This window comes from Streptomyces sp. NPDC055140 (genome assembly GCF_053607285.1).
On record NZ_JBSGTG010000033.1, the window covers coordinates 48,665 to 66,303 of the forward strand.

At 72.4% G+C, this 17,639-nt stretch carries 14 protein-coding genes; 8 read left to right on the forward strand and 6 right to left on the reverse strand.

Annotation, left to right across the window (positions count from 1 at the left end):
* The first annotated feature begins 58 nt into the window (after positions 1-58).
* Entirely contained in the window at positions 59-2,398 is a 2,340-nt protein-coding gene (locus tag ACWFR4_RS40020; protein WP_453656547.1) for a hypothetical protein, read from the forward strand.
* On the opposite strand, the gene ACWFR4_RS40025 is transcribed toward ACWFR4_RS40020, so the two are convergent.
* From ACWFR4_RS40025 to ACWFR4_RS40040, 4 genes are all read right to left on the reverse strand, one after another.
* Positions 2,368-4,776: a right-handed parallel beta-helix repeat-containing protein gene (locus tag ACWFR4_RS40025; RefSeq protein ID WP_453656548.1), complete on the reverse strand. Its 2,409-nt coding sequence runs from the start codon at positions 4,774-4,776 to the stop codon at positions 2,368-2,370. The two genes, ACWFR4_RS40020 and ACWFR4_RS40025, sit on opposite strands and share 31 nt — an antisense overlap.
* A 115-nt stretch (positions 4,777-4,891) precedes the next feature.
* Complete coding sequence (locus tag ACWFR4_RS40030; protein ID WP_453656549.1) at positions 4,892-5,497, reverse strand: Rv1733c family protein; 606 nt, start codon at positions 5,495-5,497, stop codon at positions 4,892-4,894.
* Positions 5,498-5,669: 172 nt separating this feature from the next.
* Positions 5,670-6,494, reverse strand: a complete 825-nt coding sequence (locus ACWFR4_RS40035; RefSeq protein ID WP_453656550.1) for an MOSC domain-containing protein — start codon at positions 6,492-6,494, stop codon at positions 5,670-5,672.
* A 45-nt stretch (positions 6,495-6,539) separates the two neighbouring features.
* Positions 6,540-6,980, reverse strand: coding sequence for a DUF6643 family protein (locus tag ACWFR4_RS40040; protein ID WP_100598554.1), 441 nt, complete (start codon positions 6,978-6,980; stop codon positions 6,540-6,542).
* 266 nt (positions 6,981-7,246) lie between these two features.
* Between ACWFR4_RS40040 and ACWFR4_RS40045 the strand changes: the two genes are divergently transcribed.
* Positions 7,247-8,632, forward strand: coding sequence for a TerD family protein (locus ACWFR4_RS40045; RefSeq protein ID WP_453656551.1), 1,386 nt, complete (start codon positions 7,247-7,249; stop codon positions 8,630-8,632).
* 13 nt (positions 8,633-8,645) lie between these two features.
* Here the strand turns inward: ACWFR4_RS40045 and ACWFR4_RS40050 are convergent, their stop codons facing one another.
* Positions 8,646-9,821, reverse strand: coding sequence for a glycosyltransferase (locus tag ACWFR4_RS40050; protein ID WP_453458676.1), 1,176 nt, complete (start codon positions 9,819-9,821; stop codon positions 8,646-8,648).
* A 58-nt stretch (positions 9,822-9,879) separates the two neighbouring features.
* On the opposite strand from ACWFR4_RS40050, the gene ACWFR4_RS40055 reads away from it, so the two are divergent.
* Both ACWFR4_RS40055 and ACWFR4_RS40060 read left to right on the forward strand, forming a co-directional pair.
* A complete protein-coding gene (locus ACWFR4_RS40055) occupies positions 9,880-10,668 on the forward strand; it encodes a glutamate racemase (protein ID WP_453458674.1) in 789 nt (262 codons plus the stop codon).
* 105 nt (positions 10,669-10,773) lie between these two features.
* Positions 10,774-11,325 (forward strand): hypothetical protein, encoded by a 552-nt coding sequence (locus tag ACWFR4_RS40060; protein WP_453458671.1) that lies wholly within the window; start codon positions 10,774-10,776, stop codon positions 11,323-11,325.
* A 14-nt stretch (positions 11,326-11,339) separates the two neighbouring features.
* Here the strand turns inward: ACWFR4_RS40060 and ACWFR4_RS40065 are convergent, their stop codons facing one another.
* Positions 11,340-12,413, reverse strand: coding sequence for an O-antigen ligase family protein (locus ACWFR4_RS40065; protein ID WP_453458669.1), 1,074 nt, complete (start codon positions 12,411-12,413; stop codon positions 11,340-11,342).
* Between the two features lie 225 nt (positions 12,414-12,638).
* On the opposite strand from ACWFR4_RS40065, the gene lnt reads away from it, so the two are divergent.
* From lnt to ACWFR4_RS40085, 4 genes are all read left to right on the forward strand, one after another.
* On the forward strand, positions 12,639-14,237 hold the full coding sequence (gene lnt / locus ACWFR4_RS40070; protein WP_453656552.1) for an apolipoprotein N-acyltransferase: 1,599 nt from the start codon (positions 12,639-12,641) through the stop codon (positions 14,235-14,237).
* A gap of 10 nt (positions 14,238-14,247) precedes the next feature.
* Positions 14,248-14,727 carry an NUDIX hydrolase gene (locus tag ACWFR4_RS40075; protein ID WP_453656553.1) on the forward strand — a complete coding sequence of 160 codons (480 nt, stop codon included), beginning with the start codon at positions 14,248-14,250 and terminating at the stop codon, positions 14,725-14,727.
* Positions 14,728-14,782: 55 nt separating this feature from the next.
* Positions 14,783-15,574, forward strand: a complete 792-nt coding sequence (locus tag ACWFR4_RS40080; RefSeq protein ID WP_453458661.1) for a 3-hydroxybutyrate dehydrogenase — start codon at positions 14,783-14,785, stop codon at positions 15,572-15,574.
* Between the two features lie 90 nt (positions 15,575-15,664).
* Positions 15,665-17,608 carry a helix-turn-helix domain-containing protein gene (locus tag ACWFR4_RS40085; protein WP_453458658.1) on the forward strand — a complete coding sequence of 648 codons (1,944 nt, stop codon included), beginning with the start codon at positions 15,665-15,667 and terminating at the stop codon, positions 17,606-17,608.
* Positions 17,609-17,639: the final 31 nt, after the last annotated feature.

The following is a 17,639-nucleotide window of genomic DNA, read 5'->3' on the forward strand; positions in this document are numbered from 1 at the left end:
TGAGCGGGGATTCTGATTCCGGCACCACACGCGCACGTCAATCGGGGGATGCTGAACGGTGGAGCGTGACACGGCGGACGAGACCGCCCTCGAACTTCTGGTCCACGGCGTAGGGGGCACCACCCCCGAGGCGATGCTCGGCGACCCGCGCACGGTCCGGGTCTCCGGCGACGACACGGCCGCGGTGTACCGCCGCGCCGACGACGCCGACGCGGAGGAACGCCCCGACGACTACCGGGGCAAGCCCGTCCCGGAGGCGTATGTCTGGTGCAACCTCACGTCCGGCAACGGCTCGCGCGCCTTATGGCTGTTGCTCCTGCCGTTCATGGTCGTCAACCTCGCCCACTGGATGCGCCCCAACGCCCACCGCCGCACACGGACCGTGCGCGCCTACGGCCTTCTGGTGCGCCTCGTGGGGCTCAGCCTCACCGTCCTCCTGGTCGCCGCCGCCTGCGAGGTGGCCCTTGATCTGGTGGCCTGGCAGTGCGCCGGCACGCACGCGTGCGCCGAAGGACGCTCCTGGCTGGGCTTCCTGTCGATCGACGCGCACGGACAAGGCGGCTGGTGGAGCCAGCCCGGCCGCCGCCTCGCCCTCGCTGCGGCGGTCCCGGCCGCCCTCGTCGGACTCCTCTGGTACCTCTCCCACCGCACCTGGGGCGCGTACGAGTCCCAGCAGCCGCTGCCCCACCAGCCCGACCCGGAGGAAGAGGCCCCGACCAACGCGCTCGCCAGGCCGGGGTTCTGGTACGGACGCCGTCTCGTCGCCCGGCTGCGCGCCGCGCACACCGCCGCGGGCCTGCTCACGGTGGCGGCCGCCGTCGGCACCTCGGCCGCCCGCTTCGACCGCGGGAGCGGCGGCCCCGTGCTCCTCGACGTGCTCGGCCGGGTCCTCGACGGCGCGCTCGTCGTGGGCACCGGCATGGTCGTCTGGGTGGTGTGCCGCAGGGGCCGCAGCGAGAACACCGTCGACCGCACCCTCGACCGGACCGTCGTCCGCCTCCTGCCCGCGGCCGCCCTGGCCCTCCTGCTGCTCACGTTCCTGTACGCGGGCTGGTCACGCCCCGAGTGGCGGTCGCACGGGCGCCTGCCCGGAGACGCGACGTTCGGCGGGATCGTCCTCGTCCAGGGCGCGGTGGTCGTGGCGCTCGCCGTGGTCGCCCACGCCATCCACCGCCGCGCCCGCGACTCCCGTGCGGCCCTGCGCGGCCTCGGCGGACCCGCGACCGCGATGCTCGCCTGCGCCCTGGGCGGTGTGATGTCCGGGGGAGTGTCCCAGCGCGTCGCCGACTGGCTGGACGGCTCCGGCACGCCGGGAGCCGGCGGCACCATCGAAGGACCGCCCGTCCTGCTGTCCTGGCAGGCCTCCGTGATCCCGCCCCTGCTGATCGTCGTCGCCGTGGTGTGCGCCGTGCTCGCCCAGCGCACCATCCGGCTCAAGCGCCGTGAGACGGCCACCGTCGCGACCGACTACCCGGGGGAGCCCGAGGACGCCGCCCGCACCAGCCGCATCGCGGGCACGCGCGCGCGTGCCGCCCTCACCGACCAGGCGCCCATGATCATCGGCGCGGTCTCGACGGTGACTCTCCTCCTCGGCGCGGGAGCGCTCATCGGCGCGTGGGCGACCCACCAGGTCCCGGGCCAGGCCGCACAGGGCACGTACGACATCGTGGAAGGCGCCGCGCAGACCGCGCAGGCGATGGGCTCCTGGCTCATCGGACTCGGCTTCATACTCTTCGTGACCTGGGGAAGGCGCGCCTACCGTGACGCGTCGGCCCGCCGCACGATCGGCATCCTGTGGGACGTCGGCACGTTCTGGCCGCGCGCCGCGCACCCCTTCGCGCCGCCCTGCTACGCGGAGCGTGCCGTGCCCGACCTGACCTGGCGCATGGCCACCTGGACCCGTGCCACCGGCGGCCGCCTCGTCCTGTCGGGGCACTCCCAGGGCAGCGTCCTCGCCGCCGCGGCCGCCTGGCAGCTGCATCCCACCGTCCGCCGACGCGTCGCCCTGCTCACCTACGGCTCGCCTCTGGAGCGGCTCTACGGGCGCTGGTTCCCGGCCCACTTCGGTCCCGCCGCGCTCGGCGCCCTGCACCGCCAGGTCGACTGCTGGCGCAACCTGCACCGCACCACCGACCCGATCGGCGGACCCGTCCGGCTGCCCGGCGAGGACGGTCCCCAGGTCGACCACCCGGCACTGAAGGACCCGCTCGCCTACGGCCGCACCGAGCAACACCCGCTGCCCGCACCGATCCTGGGCCACTCCGACTACCAGGCCGACCCTGTCTTCGCCGAGGAACGGGCCCGCCTCCTCGCCAGGCTGCGGCCCGACGTCCCGGGGCAACGCCCGGACGGCGAGCCCGCCGCGCCTCAGGGCAGCTCGGGCAAGTCGTCCTCGTAGAGCAGGGTCAGGTCGTCCGTGCTCGGATCGGCGAGCTGGGCGACCCGGCCCGCGTGGCGCTCCACCATCGACTCGAAGGTCTGCCGCGCCGTGCGGCCGTTGCCGAAGGCGAGCCCCTTCGGGAGCGCCGTGAAGTACTTCAGGAGGGCTTCGCACGCGCCCTCGCCGAGCCGGTACTCGTGCTCGTCGGCCTGCTGCTCCACGATCCGCAGCAACTCTTCGGGCAGGTAGTCGGAGAACGTGATGGTCCGTGAGAAACGGGACGCCACACCGGGGTTGACGGAGAGGAAGCGCTCCATCTCGGAGGTGTAGCCCGCGACGATCACCACGACGGAGTCGCGCTGGTCCTCCATCAGCTTCACCAGCGTGTCGATCGCCTCACGCCCGAAGTCACGGCCGGAGTCCTCGGGGGACAGGGCGTACGCCTCGTCGATGAACAGCACGCCCCCGGTGGCCCGTTGAAAGGCCTCCTGCGTGCGGATGGCGGTCGAGCCGATGTGCTCGCCGACCAGGTCGACCCGGGACACCTCGACGAGATGGCCCTTCTCCAGGACGCCCAGTGAGGCGAGGATCTCCCCGTACAGGCGTGCCACGGTCGTCTTGCCGGTGCCGGGGGAGCCCGTGAACACCAAGTGCCGCCTGACGGAAGCCGCCTTGAGGCCCGCCTGCTGCCGGCGCCGGCCCACCTCGATCATGTCCGTGAGGGCACGCACCTCGCGTTTGACGCTCTCCAGGCCCACCAGGGTGTCGAGTTCACCGAGGACATCCGTCGACGTACGGGTCGTGGCCGGGGTCTCCGTGTCGGGTGCCACGGCACGCTGGTCGGGGAGCGTGCTGAGCAGCCCCACGGTCTGCGTGGCCTTCTGGACGCCCGGCGCCGGGGCAGCGGCCTGCCCGGAGGAGCGCACCCCGCCGCTCTCGTCGCTGGTGCAGTCCTCGACCACGGGGCCGTCCTCGGCGAATTCGTAACCCCCGCGCGAACACCGTTCCGTACGGCACTTCTTGAGAGTCGTACGGCAGCCGTCGATGATGTGGAAGCCGTAGCCCTCGCTGCCCGTGACGCGGCAGCCGTGGAAGCTGCCCCGGCCCCCGGCCGACACATAGAAGCCCGCCTCGGCAGGGGAGGTGACCGTGCAGCGTTCGATCGTCGGGTCGGCGCCCTTGGTGACGATCACGCCGGTCTGGACGGCGTCCACCGTGCAGTTGGCGAGGGTGCCGCCGCTCCCGTGATCACGGAACCAGGCACCTGTCGCGGCCTCCCGGATCCGGCAGTCGTCCAGCTGGGCCATGGCGCCGTCGCTCACCGACACGGCCGTGTTGCGGACTTGGGAGAGATCGCTGTCGACGACGTCCACGCGGGAGCCCCGGTCCAGGACGAACAGCGCGTCCGGCACGTCGTGCACCCGGCACGCGTCGAGCACGACGGTCGCGCCGTCGCTCACCCACACGGCCGGGTAGTCGCCCGTGCTGTCGTGGATCTCGCACTGGTTGGCGTCCACGCGCGTGCCCGGGTCCCAGACGGACAGGCCGTTGCGCCCGAACCGGCGCACCGTCGAGCGCGTCAGCGTCAGGACCGACCGGGAGCGCAGATCGATCGCGTTCTCCGGGACGTCGTGGATACGGCAGTCGGCGAGGGTGAGCACCGCGTCCGTGTCGAGCGTGACGCCGTCCGCCGTGGTGCGGTGCACATCGCAGTCCGTGAGGTGCGCCGATGCGCGCCCCGTGATCTGCACGCCGGTGCCCTTGACCTCGTACACCTCGCAGCCGACGGCTTCCAGGCCGCTGTGCTCGCCGGTGACGGACAGTCCGGAACCCGACGCGTGATGCACCTTGCAGCGCTCCAGCCGAGGGTGCGCGCCGCCGCGTACGGCCACGCCGGCCTGGCCCGCCGAGACGACCTCGCACTCCTCGAAGACACCGCCCCCGCCGTCGAGCACGGCGATGCCGATCCCTCCGGGGTTGTCGACGGTGCAGCGGCGCACGGTGGGCCGTGCGCCGCCCCGCACCTCTATGCCGGCCGCGGAGCGCGTGACGATGCGCAGATCGCCGAGCTCGGGAGCGCCTTCCTCCACCAGGAGCGCGGGGGCCGCCGAGTCCTGCCCCTCGACATGCAGATCGAGGACGGTCGCGGACGCGCGCACCGTGAGAGGCACCCCGTCGACCGGCGCGATCCGCACGGACCCGGGCGAGCCCTCCGGCCCACGCAGCGTCACCGCGCGCTCCACGACGAGGTTCTCTCTGTACGTGCCCGACGCCACGGTCAGCACGTCGCCGTCACCCGCGGCCTCCAGGGCCGCGGCGAGCGATGCGTACTCCCCAGTGCGGCGCCGCCACCGCGACGTGCCGGTGTGCGTCACCTGGACCGTGCCCTGTGCCATGGCTTTGTCGTGCCCCCACCTCGTCGTACGCGGGTCCTCGCTGCGATCCCCGCGGCGAAGGTGGGTCAACCGTAGCGTGCGTGCAGCCGCTGAGTTGACCGGAGCGGAAGGCCGCTCAGCTGCCGGTCCCCGTCCTGCCCCAGTCCGGGCCCGCCTTGTCCCAGGCGCGGTCCCAACGGTCGTACCGGCGGCGGACCATGCGCCATACGATCAGGCGCCGGGCGCCCTCGACGAGCCCCGCCGCGGCCGCCGCGGTCCCGAATCCGGCCAGCGCGGCGTGAGTTGTCGCCGTCGCATTGTCCAGCGGGCGGCCCACGACCTGACCCGTGCCGTCGACCCACAGCGTGAACCGGTCGCCCGGATGCGGGGTCTGGAGGCTCGACAGGACGCGGCCCGTGCGGTGGGCGCCGTCGGGCGCCTTCCAGTCGGCGACGACCCTGCTGTGCGCGTCTCTCGCCGTGGATGTCTCGGGGTCGGAGTCCAGCGGCGGCTGGGCCAGCTTCCGTACGACCGTGGCGGGAACTTCCCGGCGGTTCTTGTGCTGTTCCTGGACCGACTGCATCAAGGCGCCCTGTGCCAGGGATCCCGTCGCGACGCCGATGATCGGTGCGATAACGACGATGAGCAGCGCCGCCACCAGCGCGACCCAGGCCTCGGCGAGGTCGGTCGCGCGGCGCAGCGGATTGTGCCGCCACCGCCAGAGTCCGGCGATTGCCCGCACAGCCAGCACCCCCTTCCGCGTCCGTCTTAACCGTGAACGGCACGGCTCACGCGCAGGTGGGGCGAAGAGAGAGCGAAATCACCCCACTCGACGAAGCTCTCCGCCTGTCCCCGCCTTTCCATTGTGCTCCAACGACCGTGATCCGGCGCGGGGTTCCCTGCGCGGCCAGGAGTCAGGCCAGGATCGTGATCGCGTCACCGATCCGGACCGTCCCGGTTGTCTCCGGGACCAGGTTCGTCCCGAAACACAGCTGGTCACCGAAGCGGCGGTGGCGGGCGAGCGTCCGCAGCGGCTCCTTGCCACGCTCCGAAGTCGACTGGTTCGTGGTGGTCACCACGCAGCGGCCGCACTTCTTGGTGATACGGAACGTGACGGCGCCGATGGCGATGCGTGACCAGTCGTCCTCCGCCCAGGGCGCGGTGCCGTCCACCACGACGTTCGGCCGGAAGCGGTTCATGGGCAGCGGGCCCTCGTCCGCGTGATCACCCTGCGCGATGAGGGAGTTGAGGGCGTCCAGGGAGGACAGGGTGGTGAGCAGCAGCGGATACCCGTCGGCGAAGCTGACCGTCTCGCCGGGTTTCGCGTACTCAGGGTCGATGGGGCGTCGCGTCGCCGGATCGTCGAGGTGGAGGAGCCGCACGTCGGCCTTCAGATATGCGCTCCACCAGGCGTGCGCCGCGTCGTCGGCGAGCACGGCTTCGACCTTGTCCCCGAAGATGTTCACCGTGGTCGTCCCGGCGGGCCGGGGCACCGGCACGGTCAGGTGCGCGCGGCCGGGGGCCGACATGCGCAGACCGTCGCCGTCCGGGGTCTCGGCCGAAGCGAGCGCGAGACGCGGGTGCTGGCGCTGGGTGACGACCTTGCCCGAGGCGTCGATGAGCACCCACCGGCGGTCTCCTGCAAGACCCCACGGTTCCACGGCCGCCTCGCGCGGCGCGCGCCCCCGAACCGACTTCAGTGGGTGTATGTGGATCGAACGAAGCGAGGCATTCGGCATGGGGCCATCCTGCCAGCAGGCACGGACAGCCCCATGTCCGGGAGATCAATAACCGCGGTACTGCTGACGGTTGTACGGATCCTCGTAGGGCGCGGCAGGGCGGGGCGCCGCGGGGCGCATGGCCTCGTAGCCGGTGCCGGGCGCCGGACGCTGCTGCTGCTGTTGTTGCGGCTGCTGCATGCCCGCGTAGCCGCGGGGCCCGGAGGCCTGCTGCGGGATGTACGGCGCCGGCGCGTGCTGGAGAGGCGCCTGCTGCGGGGTCGCGTAACCGTACTGGGGCATGGGTGCGGAGGGCGCGGCCGGCAGCGCGGGAAGCGCGGACGGGAGCGCGGGCAGATGACTGCCGGTGTCGTACATGGCAGGAACCCGGATCGGGGCGATCTGGGGTGTGCCCCGCTCTGCGACGAGGGAGTCGTAGATCGGAGTGTCCGGGAAGGACGGCGCGGAGTAGTAACCGCCGCCATAGGTGGAGCGGGGGGAGGTCATGGCACATAAGTTAAGCCCACGATGTGCTGGTTGGGGAGACCGATAAGAGGGTTGTTTTGCGTGTCGGCAGTGACTCGAGATCCCCAATGCGAGCGAACTTGGCAAAATCGGTCGTCGTTCAGCGTTCGGATCGTGTAAAGGCGAGTTCTTGGCGGGTTACCGGCGGTTGGCCAGTGATCATCGAACGCGTGCCCCTGTGCCGCTTTCGGTCGTGGGGAATAGGTTGACCAGGAAGCCGGAGATCTCTGTTGGGGGCGGACATGTCAATGTCTAAGGGTTCGAATGTCGTCGTGCCGGCGCCGGCCGTGCGGATCGAATTGGGGTGGCGTTCAGGCGCGGGGGTGCCCGACGCGGACGCCTCCGCGCTGTTGCTCGTCGCCGGAAAGGTCCGGTCGGACGCGGACTTCGTCTTTTACAACCAGCCGGCGCACGCCTCGGGGGCCGTACGTCACGAGGGCAAGCGGAGCGCGGACGGCCAGGTGACCGACACGATCTCGGTCGACCTCGCGCGCGTGGAGCCCGCGATCGAGAACGTGGTGCTCGCCGCGTCGGCGGACGGCGGCTCGTTCGGGCAGGTCCCCGGGCTGTACATCAGAGTCCTCGACGCGGCGGACGGTGCCGAGATCGCGCGCTACGACAGCGCCGACGCGAGCGTGGAGACCGCCTTCGTCCTCGGCGAGCTCTACCGGCGCCAGGGCGCCTGGAAGTTCCGCGCCGTCGGCCAGGGGTACGGCACCGGTCTGGCGGGCCTCGCCGGCGACTACGGGATCACGGTCGACGAACCCCAGACACCCGCGCCGACACCCGCACCTGCACCCGCACCCGCGCCGACACCCGCACCTGCACCCGCACCCGCGCCGACACCCGCACCTGCACCCGCACCCGCGCCGACACCCGCACCTGCACCCGCGCCGACACCCGCACCCGCACCCGCACCCACGCCCGCCCCCGCACCGCCGGTCGCGGCCCCCGTCACCGCGCCGCCGCCCCCGGCCGCACCCCCTCAGCAGCCCGTCCGCCTCACCAAGGTGACGCTCACCAAGGCGGCTCCTTCCGTCTCCCTGGCCAAGCAGGGCGGCACGTCGGGCTCGATGCGCGTGAACCTCAACTGGGATGTGCGCAAGCAGTTCAAGGGGTGGGGCAGCAAGCTGGGCCGCGCCGTCGCGCAGCACGCGGACCTCGACCTGGACCTGTGCGCCCTCTACGAACTCACCGACGGCCGCAAGGGTGTCGTCCAGGCATTGGGCAACGCCTTCGGCGCCCTGAACCGCCCGCCGTACATCCACCTCGACGGCGACGACCGCACCGGTGGCGTCTCCAGCGGCGAGAACCTGACGATCAATCTCGACCACAAGAACGAGCTGCGGCGCGTCCTCATTTTCGTCACCATCTACGAAGGCGCCCGCAGCTTCGCCGACCTGCACGCGACCGTCACGCTCCAGCCCCAGTTCGGCGCGGCCGTCGACTTCTCCCTGGACGAGTGCACGGTCCCGTCGACGGTGTGCGCGCTCGCGCTGATCACCAACACGGGCAGCGACCTGACCGTGCAGCGCGAGGCCCGCTACCTCGTGCCCGAGCGCGGCGTGAGCCCGCAGCGCACCGTCGATTACGCCTACGGGTGGGGCATGAACTGGACGCCCGGCAGAAAGTAGCCGCCCCAGTCGGCTACTGCCCCTCCGGCGCGGGGTCCGGCCTGGAGTACGTACGCCCCTTCCAGGCCGCACCCCGCCCCCTGTAGTGCTGCACGGCGGAGTCGACCGTCATGAGGAGATACAGGAACGCGGTACCCGGCAACAGAGGCGCCAGCCACAGCGGTTGCGCGTAGTAACGCAGCATCGGGACGTACGTCGCCGTCATCAGCAGCCAGGCGAGCCCGCCGAGCAGCGCGGTGAGCCCATGGCCTGTGGCGAGTCCGGCGCCGAGCGCGACCGGCGGCGCCAGGTAGACGAGCGCAAGTCCGGCCACGGTCCCGGCGAGGAGCAGCGGGTTGTGCCGCAGCTGGGCGTAGGCGCTGCGCGACACCATGCGCCACAGGTCGCCGAGCCGCGGGTAGGGACGCACGCTGTCGACGCGGTCGGCGAGGCCCAGCCAGATGTGACCCCCTGAGCCCTTCACCGCCCGGGCGAGCGCGACGTCGTCGATGACGGCGTGCCGGATCGAGCCGGGGATGGCGGCGCGGTCGGCAGCTTCGGCGCTCAGCAGCACGCAGCCGCCTGCCGCGGCCGCCGTGCGCGAGCCCTTCCGCGCGATCCAGCGGAACGGGTACAGCTGGGCGAAGAAGTACACGAAGGCCGGGACGACGAGCCGCTCCCACACGCTCTCCACGCGCAGCCGCGCCATCAGCGAGACGAGGTCGAACCCGCCTGTACGGGCCGCGGCCACCAGCTCCCTCAGGCTGTCGGGCTCATGCGCGATGTCGGCGTCGGTGAGGAGCAGGAATTCGGGGTCACACGCGCGGGCCAGGCCGATACCGTGCCGCACCGCCCACAGCTTGCCGGTCCAGCCCGCCGGCGGCTCGCCCGGCGAGTCGACCGTGAGGGGCAGCCCGCCGTGCCGCAGGGCCAGCTCCCCGGCCAGGGTTCCGGTGCCGTCCGTGCTGCCGTCGTCGATCAGGAAGATCTCGGCGCGCCCCGGATAGTCCTGCGCGAGGAGCGAGGGCAGGCTCTCCGGAAGCACGGCAGCCTCGTCCCGCGCGGGGACGACGACACACACCGAGGGCCACTCCGAAGGGTCCGTGCGCGGGGGCAGACGCAGATCCGTGCGCCAGAAGAAGCCCTGTCCGACCAGCAGCCACACCCACGCGGCCAGTGATGCTGCGGTGACCCACACAACGGCGTCCATCCGCCGCAGTCTGCCCCACCCCACCCTTGGTGTGAGGGCCATCGTCTATGGTTTCCGGGTGAAGATCGCGCTGATGGACTCGGGAATCGGACTCATCGCGGCCGCCGCCGCGGTACGGCGCCTGCGGCCCGACGCCGATCTCGTCCTGTCCTCCGACCCCGACGGGATGCCCTGGGGGCCGCGCAGCGTGCAGGACGTCACCGAGCGGGCCCTGGCCGTCGCCGAGGCCGCCGCGGAGCACCGTCCCGAGGCGCTGATCGTGGCGTGCAACACCGCCTCGGTCCATGCCCTGCCGGCCCTGCGGGCCCGCCTCGAACCCGGCATCCCGGTCATCGGCACGGTCCCCGCGATCAAGCCGGCCGCCGCCGGCGCCGGACCCGTCGCCATCTGGGCCACTCCCGCCACCACTGGGAGCCCTTACCAGCGGGGACTGATCCGGGACTTCGCGGACGGGGTCGAGGTCACCGAGGTGCCCTGCCCGGGCCTCGCCGACGCCGTGCAGCACGCAAACGAGGACGCCATCGACAGGACGATCGCGGCCGCAGCTGCGCTCACCCCGACCGATGTAAGGGCCGTGGTCCTGGGCTGCACCCATTACGAACTCGTGGCGGAACGCATCCGCGCCGCCGTCCAGCAGCCCGGCATGCCGCCGCTCGTCCTGCACGGCAGCGCCGGTGCCGTCGCCGCGCAGGCACTGCGCAGGATCGGCGCCGGGCCCGACGCCGAGAGCAGTGCGCAGGGCGCACTCACCGTCATCCTCAGCGGCCGCCCCTCCGCGCTGCCGCCCGCCGCACTCGCGTACGCGGAGGGTCGGCTGCTCCAGGCCGCCGTCAGCCACGCACAGTGACGGCTGCGCCCGGATTTCGGGCACGGCCCAGGCGTCCCGGGGCCGGGCGCAATCACTCTCCGCGGCACAGTGCCTTCACTGCGGAACATGAGTAGTCTCAGTTCCATGAGGGACCACTCCGGTAGTGAGCGGCGCGAGTCCGTCGCCCCCGAGATCTGGACAGGCCGTGCACACAATCGCGTGCAGTGGCTGGCAGCGCTGGGCGGCGCTGCGTGTGTGGCGCTCGGCATCGAGCTCGCTGTGGCTTCCCAGTGGACTTCCGGTATCGCCGCGTTGGTGATGTCGGTGGTCGGCTGCATCGCCGCGGGTCTTCTGATCCTGTTCGGGACCCTTGCCTTCGTCCATGTGGCCGTGAAGGTCGACAAGGACTACCTGGAAGTGCGGTGCGGCCACATAGGAGTGCCACGCCGCCGCATCCTGCTCGCCCATGTGGTGGGAGCCGAGTTCGAACCCCGTGTCACGCCCCGCCAGTGGGGCGGCTGGGGATACCGCTGGCGCCCCGAGCAGGGCACGGCCGTCGTCGTCCGGCGCGGCGAGGGCGTCGTGCTGATCATGGGCGACGGCAGGAAGTTCACGGTGACCGTGGACAACGCCGAGTCCGCGGTGCGCGCCATCCACGACCGGCTCAAGCCGACCTCTGTCGGCCCCGTCGCCTGACGGCACCCGCACACTTACACACGGCCGCCCCGGACACGTACCGGGGCGGCCGTAGTGCTTTCCGAGGGCGGCTCGTCGCCCCAGGGTCTCGCCGTCGCCACCCCCGCGAGCAGGCCCGCGCCCGCGGTGACGGTGGTGAAGCTCAGGGCGTTGCCGAGCGTCGCCAGACCGGCGAGAGCGGTCAGCGCCGCGCCCGCCGTCAGGACCACCGGCGTGGAGCGCGCCGACCGCCACAGGACGTACAGGAGCCAGCAGAACACCGCGGCCAGCAGGCAGACGCCTACGAGGCCCTGCTCGGCGGCCTGCTGGAGCGGGGCGGAGTGCGGCTTGCCGTCGGGCAGCAGCGTCTCGCCGACCGTGGGGCTGAACTCCCCGAAGCGGCCGGGGCCCACCCCGAGGCCCGGATCGGACTCGGCCTGGCGCAGCGCGTCCTGCCACAGAAGGATCCGGTGCTGCGAGAGCTGCCCCTCCAGGGAAGCGGAGAGCCCCGAGGGCAGTACGCCCTTCAGCAGCGCCAGGGAGAGTCCGGTCACCAGCCCCGTCATGACGCCGAGACCGGCGAGGCCGAGGCCCCTGTGGTGCCGCATCCTCACCGAGGCGAGGGAGCACAGCAGCACTCCCGTGCACGCGGTGACACCGGCGATCGACCCGACGGCGGCGGCAGCCGCGACCGTGCCGCCCGCCAGCAGGAACAGGGCCGCGCGCACAGGCGGGCGCCGCGCCGCCCAGGCCGCGCAGCACGCCGCCCCGGTGGACAGCACCAGGAGTGCCGCCGTCGCGCCGGTACGGCCGAGCGGAGAGCCGGTGTCGGGCGCGGGCACCGCGTGCGGGGACGCGAGCGCGAGCCCGAGTCCCGCGAAGGCCGCCGCGCAGGGCGCCGCCATGGGCAGCAGCGCGCCGGAGATCCGGCCGCAGGCATAGCTCGCAGCCACGGCGAGCACCGCCAGGAGCACGCCCTCAGGCCTGCCCGCGCGGGCGGTCGCGGTGATCAGCGACCAGACGGCGCACGCCCCGAGCGCGAAGACGCCCGCCGCGTCGGCGACATTGCGCCGCTCGTACTCCGCCGACGGACCGGCCGTCGACGACATCCCCGTGGTCCCCACCACCCCGTCGCCCCCCGACTGTGACGGGCCCCGAGCGTCATGGCCGGATACGGCCGTTCCTCGGGGACTCGGGGCACACCGTAACGGCTGATGCACCAGTTTGTGCACGGTTTGCGCAGGAACGATGCTGCACGGGGTGGTCCGCGCGGCCGGCGCGACCCCCGCAGACCGCCGTGTCGCCCGGCAGGTGACCCGCCGTACACTCCCCGAGTGACCGCCACCGCAACCTCCGTAGACGAGCCGGAACAGCTCGATCCGCAGTCGGCGCCCGCCTCGCGCCGGGCCCGCCTGCCCCGACGGATCGCTCCGGCCGCCGCCGCTGTGCTCTCCGGAGTGCTGCTGTACGTCGGCTTCCCGCCCCGTGAGCTGTGGTGGCTCGCGCCCCTGGCCCTCGCGCTCTTCGGAGCGTCCGTTCACGGGCGGCGGATGCGCGCGGGGTTCGGCCTCGGCTTCCTCATGAGCCTCGGCTTCCTCGTGCCGCTCCTGTCGTGGACGGGCGTCGACGTCGGGCCGCTGCCGTGGCTGGCCCTCGCCCTCGCGGAATCGCTCGTCATGGCCCTGGCCGGACTCGGCGTCGCCTATGTCTCACGGCTGCCGCTGTGGCCGCTGTGGGCCGCGGGCGTGTGGATCGCGGACGAGGCGCTGCGGGCGCGCTTCCCCTTCGGCGGCTTCCCCTGGGGCAAGGTCGCGTTCGGTCAGCCCAGTGGTTTGTTCCTGCCGCTCGCCTCACTGGGCGGCACCCCGCTGCTGGGCTTCGCGGTCGTCCTGTGCGGCTTCGGCCTCGCCGCTCTCGCGCTGCGCCTCAAGGACGTACGCGGTGTACGTGACCGAGGCCTGGCCGTCGCCGCCGCGTTCACCGTCGCGCCCGTCATCGCGGGAGCCGTCGCGGCGCCCCTCGTCTCCACGGCGGCAGAGGAAGGCACCGCGCGCGTGGCCGTCATCCAGGGCAACGTGCCGCGTATGGGCCTCGACTTCAACTCCCAGCGCCGTGCCGTGCTCGACTACCACGTACGGGAGACGATGAAGCTCGCCACGAAGATCGAGGCGGGCCAGGTCAAGAAGCCCGACCTCGTGCTGTGGCCCGAGAACTCCTCCGACATCGACCCCTACGTCAACCCCGACGCGTACGCCGAGATCGACAAGGCGGCCAAGGCCGTCGGCGCTCCCATCTCCGTCGGCGCCGTCGTCACCGCCAAGGACGGCACGCCCCGCAACCGGCAGATCCTCTGGGACCCGAAGACGGGCCCCGGCGCCGTCTACGACAAGCGGCAGCTCCAGCCGTTCGGCGAGTACATGCCCTACCGGAGCTTCTTCCGTATCTTCAGCAAGGACGTCGACCGCGCGGGCAACTTCGTGGCCGGCAAGCAGCCGGTCGTCTTCGACATGGCGGGCACCAGGATCGGTCCGGTGACCTGCTACGAGGCGGCGTTCGACTCCGTCGTGCGCGACCAGGTCGAGGCGGGCGCGCAGATCCTCTCCGTGCCCAGCAACAACGCCACCTTCGACCGCAGCCAGATGACCTACCAGCAGCTCGCCATGGACCGGGTGCGCGCCGTGGAGCACGGCCGAGCGGTGATGGTGCCGGTGACGAGCGGCGTCAGCGCGATCATCAGGCCCGACGGATCCGTCGCCCAGCACACCGGCATGTTCGTCGCCGACACCCTGGTCGCCGACGTGCCCAAGCGGACCTCGCTGACCCTTGCCACCCGCCTGGGCGGATGGCCGGAGCTGCTGCTCGTGGCCATCGGCGTGGGCGGTCTCGGCTGGGCCGTGGTGCGCTCCCGCCGGAGCGGGTCCGCCGCCGGATAGGGTCGCAGGCATGGCTACCCCAGAGTTCATCCGCAAGATCCGGGACAGCATCGGCCACCAGCTCCTCCTGCTGCCCGGCGTCAGCGCCGTCGTCTTCGACGACGACGGCAGGGTTCTTCTCGGGCGCCGCGCCGACACCGGAAAGTGGGCGGTCCTCGCCGGAATCCCGGAGCCGGGGGAGCAGCCCGCCGAAGCCGCCGTACGCGAGGTGTACGAGGAGACGGGCGTCGAGTGCGTGCCCGAGCGGGTCGTCCTGGTGAAGACCCTCAAGCCGGTGACGTACCCGAACGGCGACCAGTGCCAGTTCACGGACACGTCCTTCCGGTGCCGGGCGACCGGCGGCGAGGCCCGGGTCAACGACGACGAGTCCCTCGAGGTGGGCTGGTTCGAACTGGACTCGCTGCCGCCGCTGAGCGACTTCTGCCTGCTCCGGATCAAGCAGGCGGCCTCCGACGGGCCGACATGGTTCGAGACCATGTCCGAGCGCTGAAGTATGGGTGCTGACCACATCGGGTGGGGCGCGAGCGCTGCCTAGGGTGCGGAGCATGACCGCGCCCAACGCACCCCTCACCGCGCCGCTCGATCTCGGCGGCCGCATCGCACTCGTCACCGGCGCCGCAGGCGGCATCGGCCGCGCCTGCGCGCTGCGGCTCGCCGCGGCCGGGGCCAAGGTGAGAGCGGTCGACCGGGACCGGGAGGGCCTTGACGCGCTGGTCGAGCAGGCCGGCGCCACCCCCGGCGGCATCGAGCCGCGCGTCCTCGACCTCACCGACCTGGACGCGGCCGAGGAGTGCGCCGCGGGCGCCGACATCCTGGTCAACAACGCGGGCATCCAACTGGTGCGCCCCATCGAGGAGTTCCCGCCCGACGTCTTCCACACCGTCCTGACGGTGATGCTGGAGGCGCCCTTCCGCCTGATCCGGGGCGCCCTGCCGCACATGTACGAGCAGGGCTGGGGGCGCATCGTGAACCTCTCCTCGGTCCACGGCCTGCGCGCGTCCGCGTTCAAGTCCGCGTACGTCGCCGCCAAGCACGGCCTCGAAGGGCTCTCCAAGACCGCCGCGCTCGAAGGCGCTCCGCACGGCGTCACCTCGAACTGTGTGAACCCCGCCTACGTCCGTACGCCGCTGGTCGAGAAGCAGATCGCCGACCAGGCCGCCGCCCACGGCATCCCCGAAGAGCGGGTCCTTGCCGAGGTCATGCTCCAGGACAGCGCGCTCAAGCGGCTCATCGAACCCGACGAGGTCGCCGAGGCGGTCGCGTATCTGTGCAGCCCGCGGGCCTCCTTCATCACCGGGACGTCGCTCGTTCTGGACGGCGGCTGGACCGCACACTGATCACCCTCGCGGGTGGCGGCGATTGTCTGATCCATTGAGTTGTCCACAGGGCTGGCGGGGCCGGCCGTACGACGGGTAATCCTGTTGAGCATGTCGCACGATCCAGCACAGTCCCCGTCAGGCCCCGCAGGCTCTGAACGCCCCGCATCCAGTGCCGAGGCGCCGTTCCTCGAGCTCCTCGCCCGGGGCGCGTCCGCCGACGCCTACGAACAGCCCGTGCTGGTCGCCCGCGCAGAGGGCGAGCCACCGGGGCGGATCGACGCCCTCGAACACGCCAAGGGGCTCGCCCTGCGCGTCCGTGCCGACCTCGAAGGCAGGCGCCGCCGCGAGGCGGAGCTGTCCGCGCTCTTCGAGACCGCGCACGATCTCGCGGGCCTTCGCGACCTGGGCGCCGTCCTCCAGGCCATCGTGCAGCGCGCCCGCTCCCTCCTCGGCACGGACGTCGCCTATCTGACGCTGAACGACCCGGCCAGGGGCGACACCTACATGCGCGTCACCGAGGGCTCCGTCGCCGCGCGCTTCCAGCAGCTCAGGCTCGGCATGGGCGAGGGCCTCGGCGGACTCGTCGCCCAGACCGCCCGGCCGTACGTCACCGCGGACTACGCCCAGGACGTCCGCTTCAAGCACACGCGCACCATCGACACCGGTGTCCATGACGAGGGTCTCGTCGCGATCCTGGGCGTGCCTCTGATGCTCGGCCCTCATGTCATCGGCGTGCTGTTCGCCGCGGACCGGCGCGCTCGGGTCTTCGAGCGGGAGCAGATCGCGCTGCTCGGCTCGTTCGCGGCGCTCGCCGCGGCCGCCATCGACACCGCCAACCTGCTCTCCGAGACCCGAGAGGCGCTCGGCGAGCTGGAGCGCGCCAACGAGATCATCCGGGACCGCGGCGACGTCATCGAACGCGCGTCCGACATCCACGACCGCCTCGCCGAACTCGTCCTGCGGGGCGGCGGCGTCCACGACGTGGCGGCCGCCGTGGCCCAAGTCCTCGACGGGACAGTGGAGTTCGCCGACGCGGTCACCGCCCCCGACAAACCCCTCGACGCCTCGCGCGCCGACGGGCATGCCGTGCGGGACGGGGACGACTGGGTCGCCGCCGTCGCGGCGGGCGGCGAACTCCTCGGAGCGCTCGTGCTGCGCGGCCACCCGGGGCTCGACCCCGTCGACCAGCGCACTCTGGAGCGCGCCGCCATGGTCACCTCGCTCCTGCTGCTCGCCCGGCGTTCCGCCTCCGAGGCCGAACAGCGCGTACGGGGCGAGCTGTTGGACGATCTGCTCGACGCGAGGGACCGGGACCCGCGACTGCTGCGGGAGCGCGCCGCGCGGCTGCACGCCGACCTGGACGCCACCCATGTGGTCCTGGCCGCGCGCCTGGAGACCCCGGGCGCCGACGCCGAACATGAGGCCGCCGCACGGCGCCGACTGTGGTCCGCCGCGTCCCACCTCGCCGCCACTCGGCACGGGCTCGCCGCCGCGCGCGACGGGGGGACGGTCCTGCTGCTTCCCCTCAGAGCCGCGGACCGGGCCTCCGACCTCGCCCGCCGCACCGCCAAGCACCTCTCCTCCGCGGTCCACGAGCAGGTGACGGTCGGCGCGTCGGCCCCCGTGGAGGACTTGGCCAACCGCACCGACACCGTCGCCGCGGCCTACGCGGAGGGGCAGCGCTGCCTGGACGCCCTGCGCCTGCTCGGCAGAGCGGGGGAGGGCGCGGCCGCGGAGGACTTCGGCTTCCTCGGCCTGCTCCTCGCGGAGAGCCGGGACATCTCCGGGTTCGTCGAAAGGACCATGGGCGAGGTCGTGACGTACGACCGGCGCAGGGGGACGGACCTCGTGCGCACGCTCGACGCGTACTTCGCCTCGGGCATGAGCCCGGCCCGCACCAAGGACGCGCTGCACGTGCACGTGAACACGGTGGCGCAGCGCCTGGAACGCATAGGGCGCCTGCTCGGCCCGGACTGGCAGTCGCCCGCGCGTGCCCTGGAGATCCAACTAGCGCTGCGGCTGCACCGGTTGGCCGGGGCGATATCGGGCTGACGGGCGGGGCGCGGTGCGCAGTGCTTGGTGC

Excerpts from the sequence above, each read along its gene's own strand:
- ACWFR4_RS40025 (WP_453656548.1), bottom strand. The coding sequence starts at position 4,776 with ATGGCACAGGGCACGGTCCAGGTGACGCACACCGGCACGTCGCGGTGG.
- ACWFR4_RS40035 (WP_453656550.1), bottom strand. The coding sequence starts at position 6,494 with ATGCCGAATGCCTCGCTTCGTTCGATCCACATACACCCACTGAAGTCG.
- ACWFR4_RS40040 (WP_100598554.1), bottom strand. The coding sequence starts at position 6,980 with ATGACCTCCCCCCGCTCCACCTATGGCGGCGGTTACTACTCCGCGCCG.
- ACWFR4_RS40045 (WP_453656551.1), top strand. The coding sequence starts at position 7,247 with ATGTCTAAGGGTTCGAATGTCGTCGTGCCGGCGCCGGCCGTGCGGATC.
- ACWFR4_RS40050 (WP_453458676.1), bottom strand. The coding sequence starts at position 9,821 with ATGGACGCCGTTGTGTGGGTCACCGCAGCATCACTGGCCGCGTGGGTG.
- ACWFR4_RS40060 (WP_453458671.1), top strand. The coding sequence starts at position 10,774 with ATGAGGGACCACTCCGGTAGTGAGCGGCGCGAGTCCGTCGCCCCCGAG.
- ACWFR4_RS40065 (WP_453458669.1), bottom strand. The coding sequence starts at position 12,413 with ATGTCGTCGACGGCCGGTCCGTCGGCGGAGTACGAGCGGCGCAATGTC.
- ACWFR4_RS40075 (WP_453656553.1), top strand. The coding sequence starts at position 14,248 with ATGGCTACCCCAGAGTTCATCCGCAAGATCCGGGACAGCATCGGCCAC.
- ACWFR4_RS40080 (WP_453458661.1), top strand. The coding sequence starts at position 14,783 with ATGACCGCGCCCAACGCACCCCTCACCGCGCCGCTCGATCTCGGCGGC.
- ACWFR4_RS40085 (WP_453458658.1), top strand. The coding sequence starts at position 15,665 with ATGTCGCACGATCCAGCACAGTCCCCGTCAGGCCCCGCAGGCTCTGAA.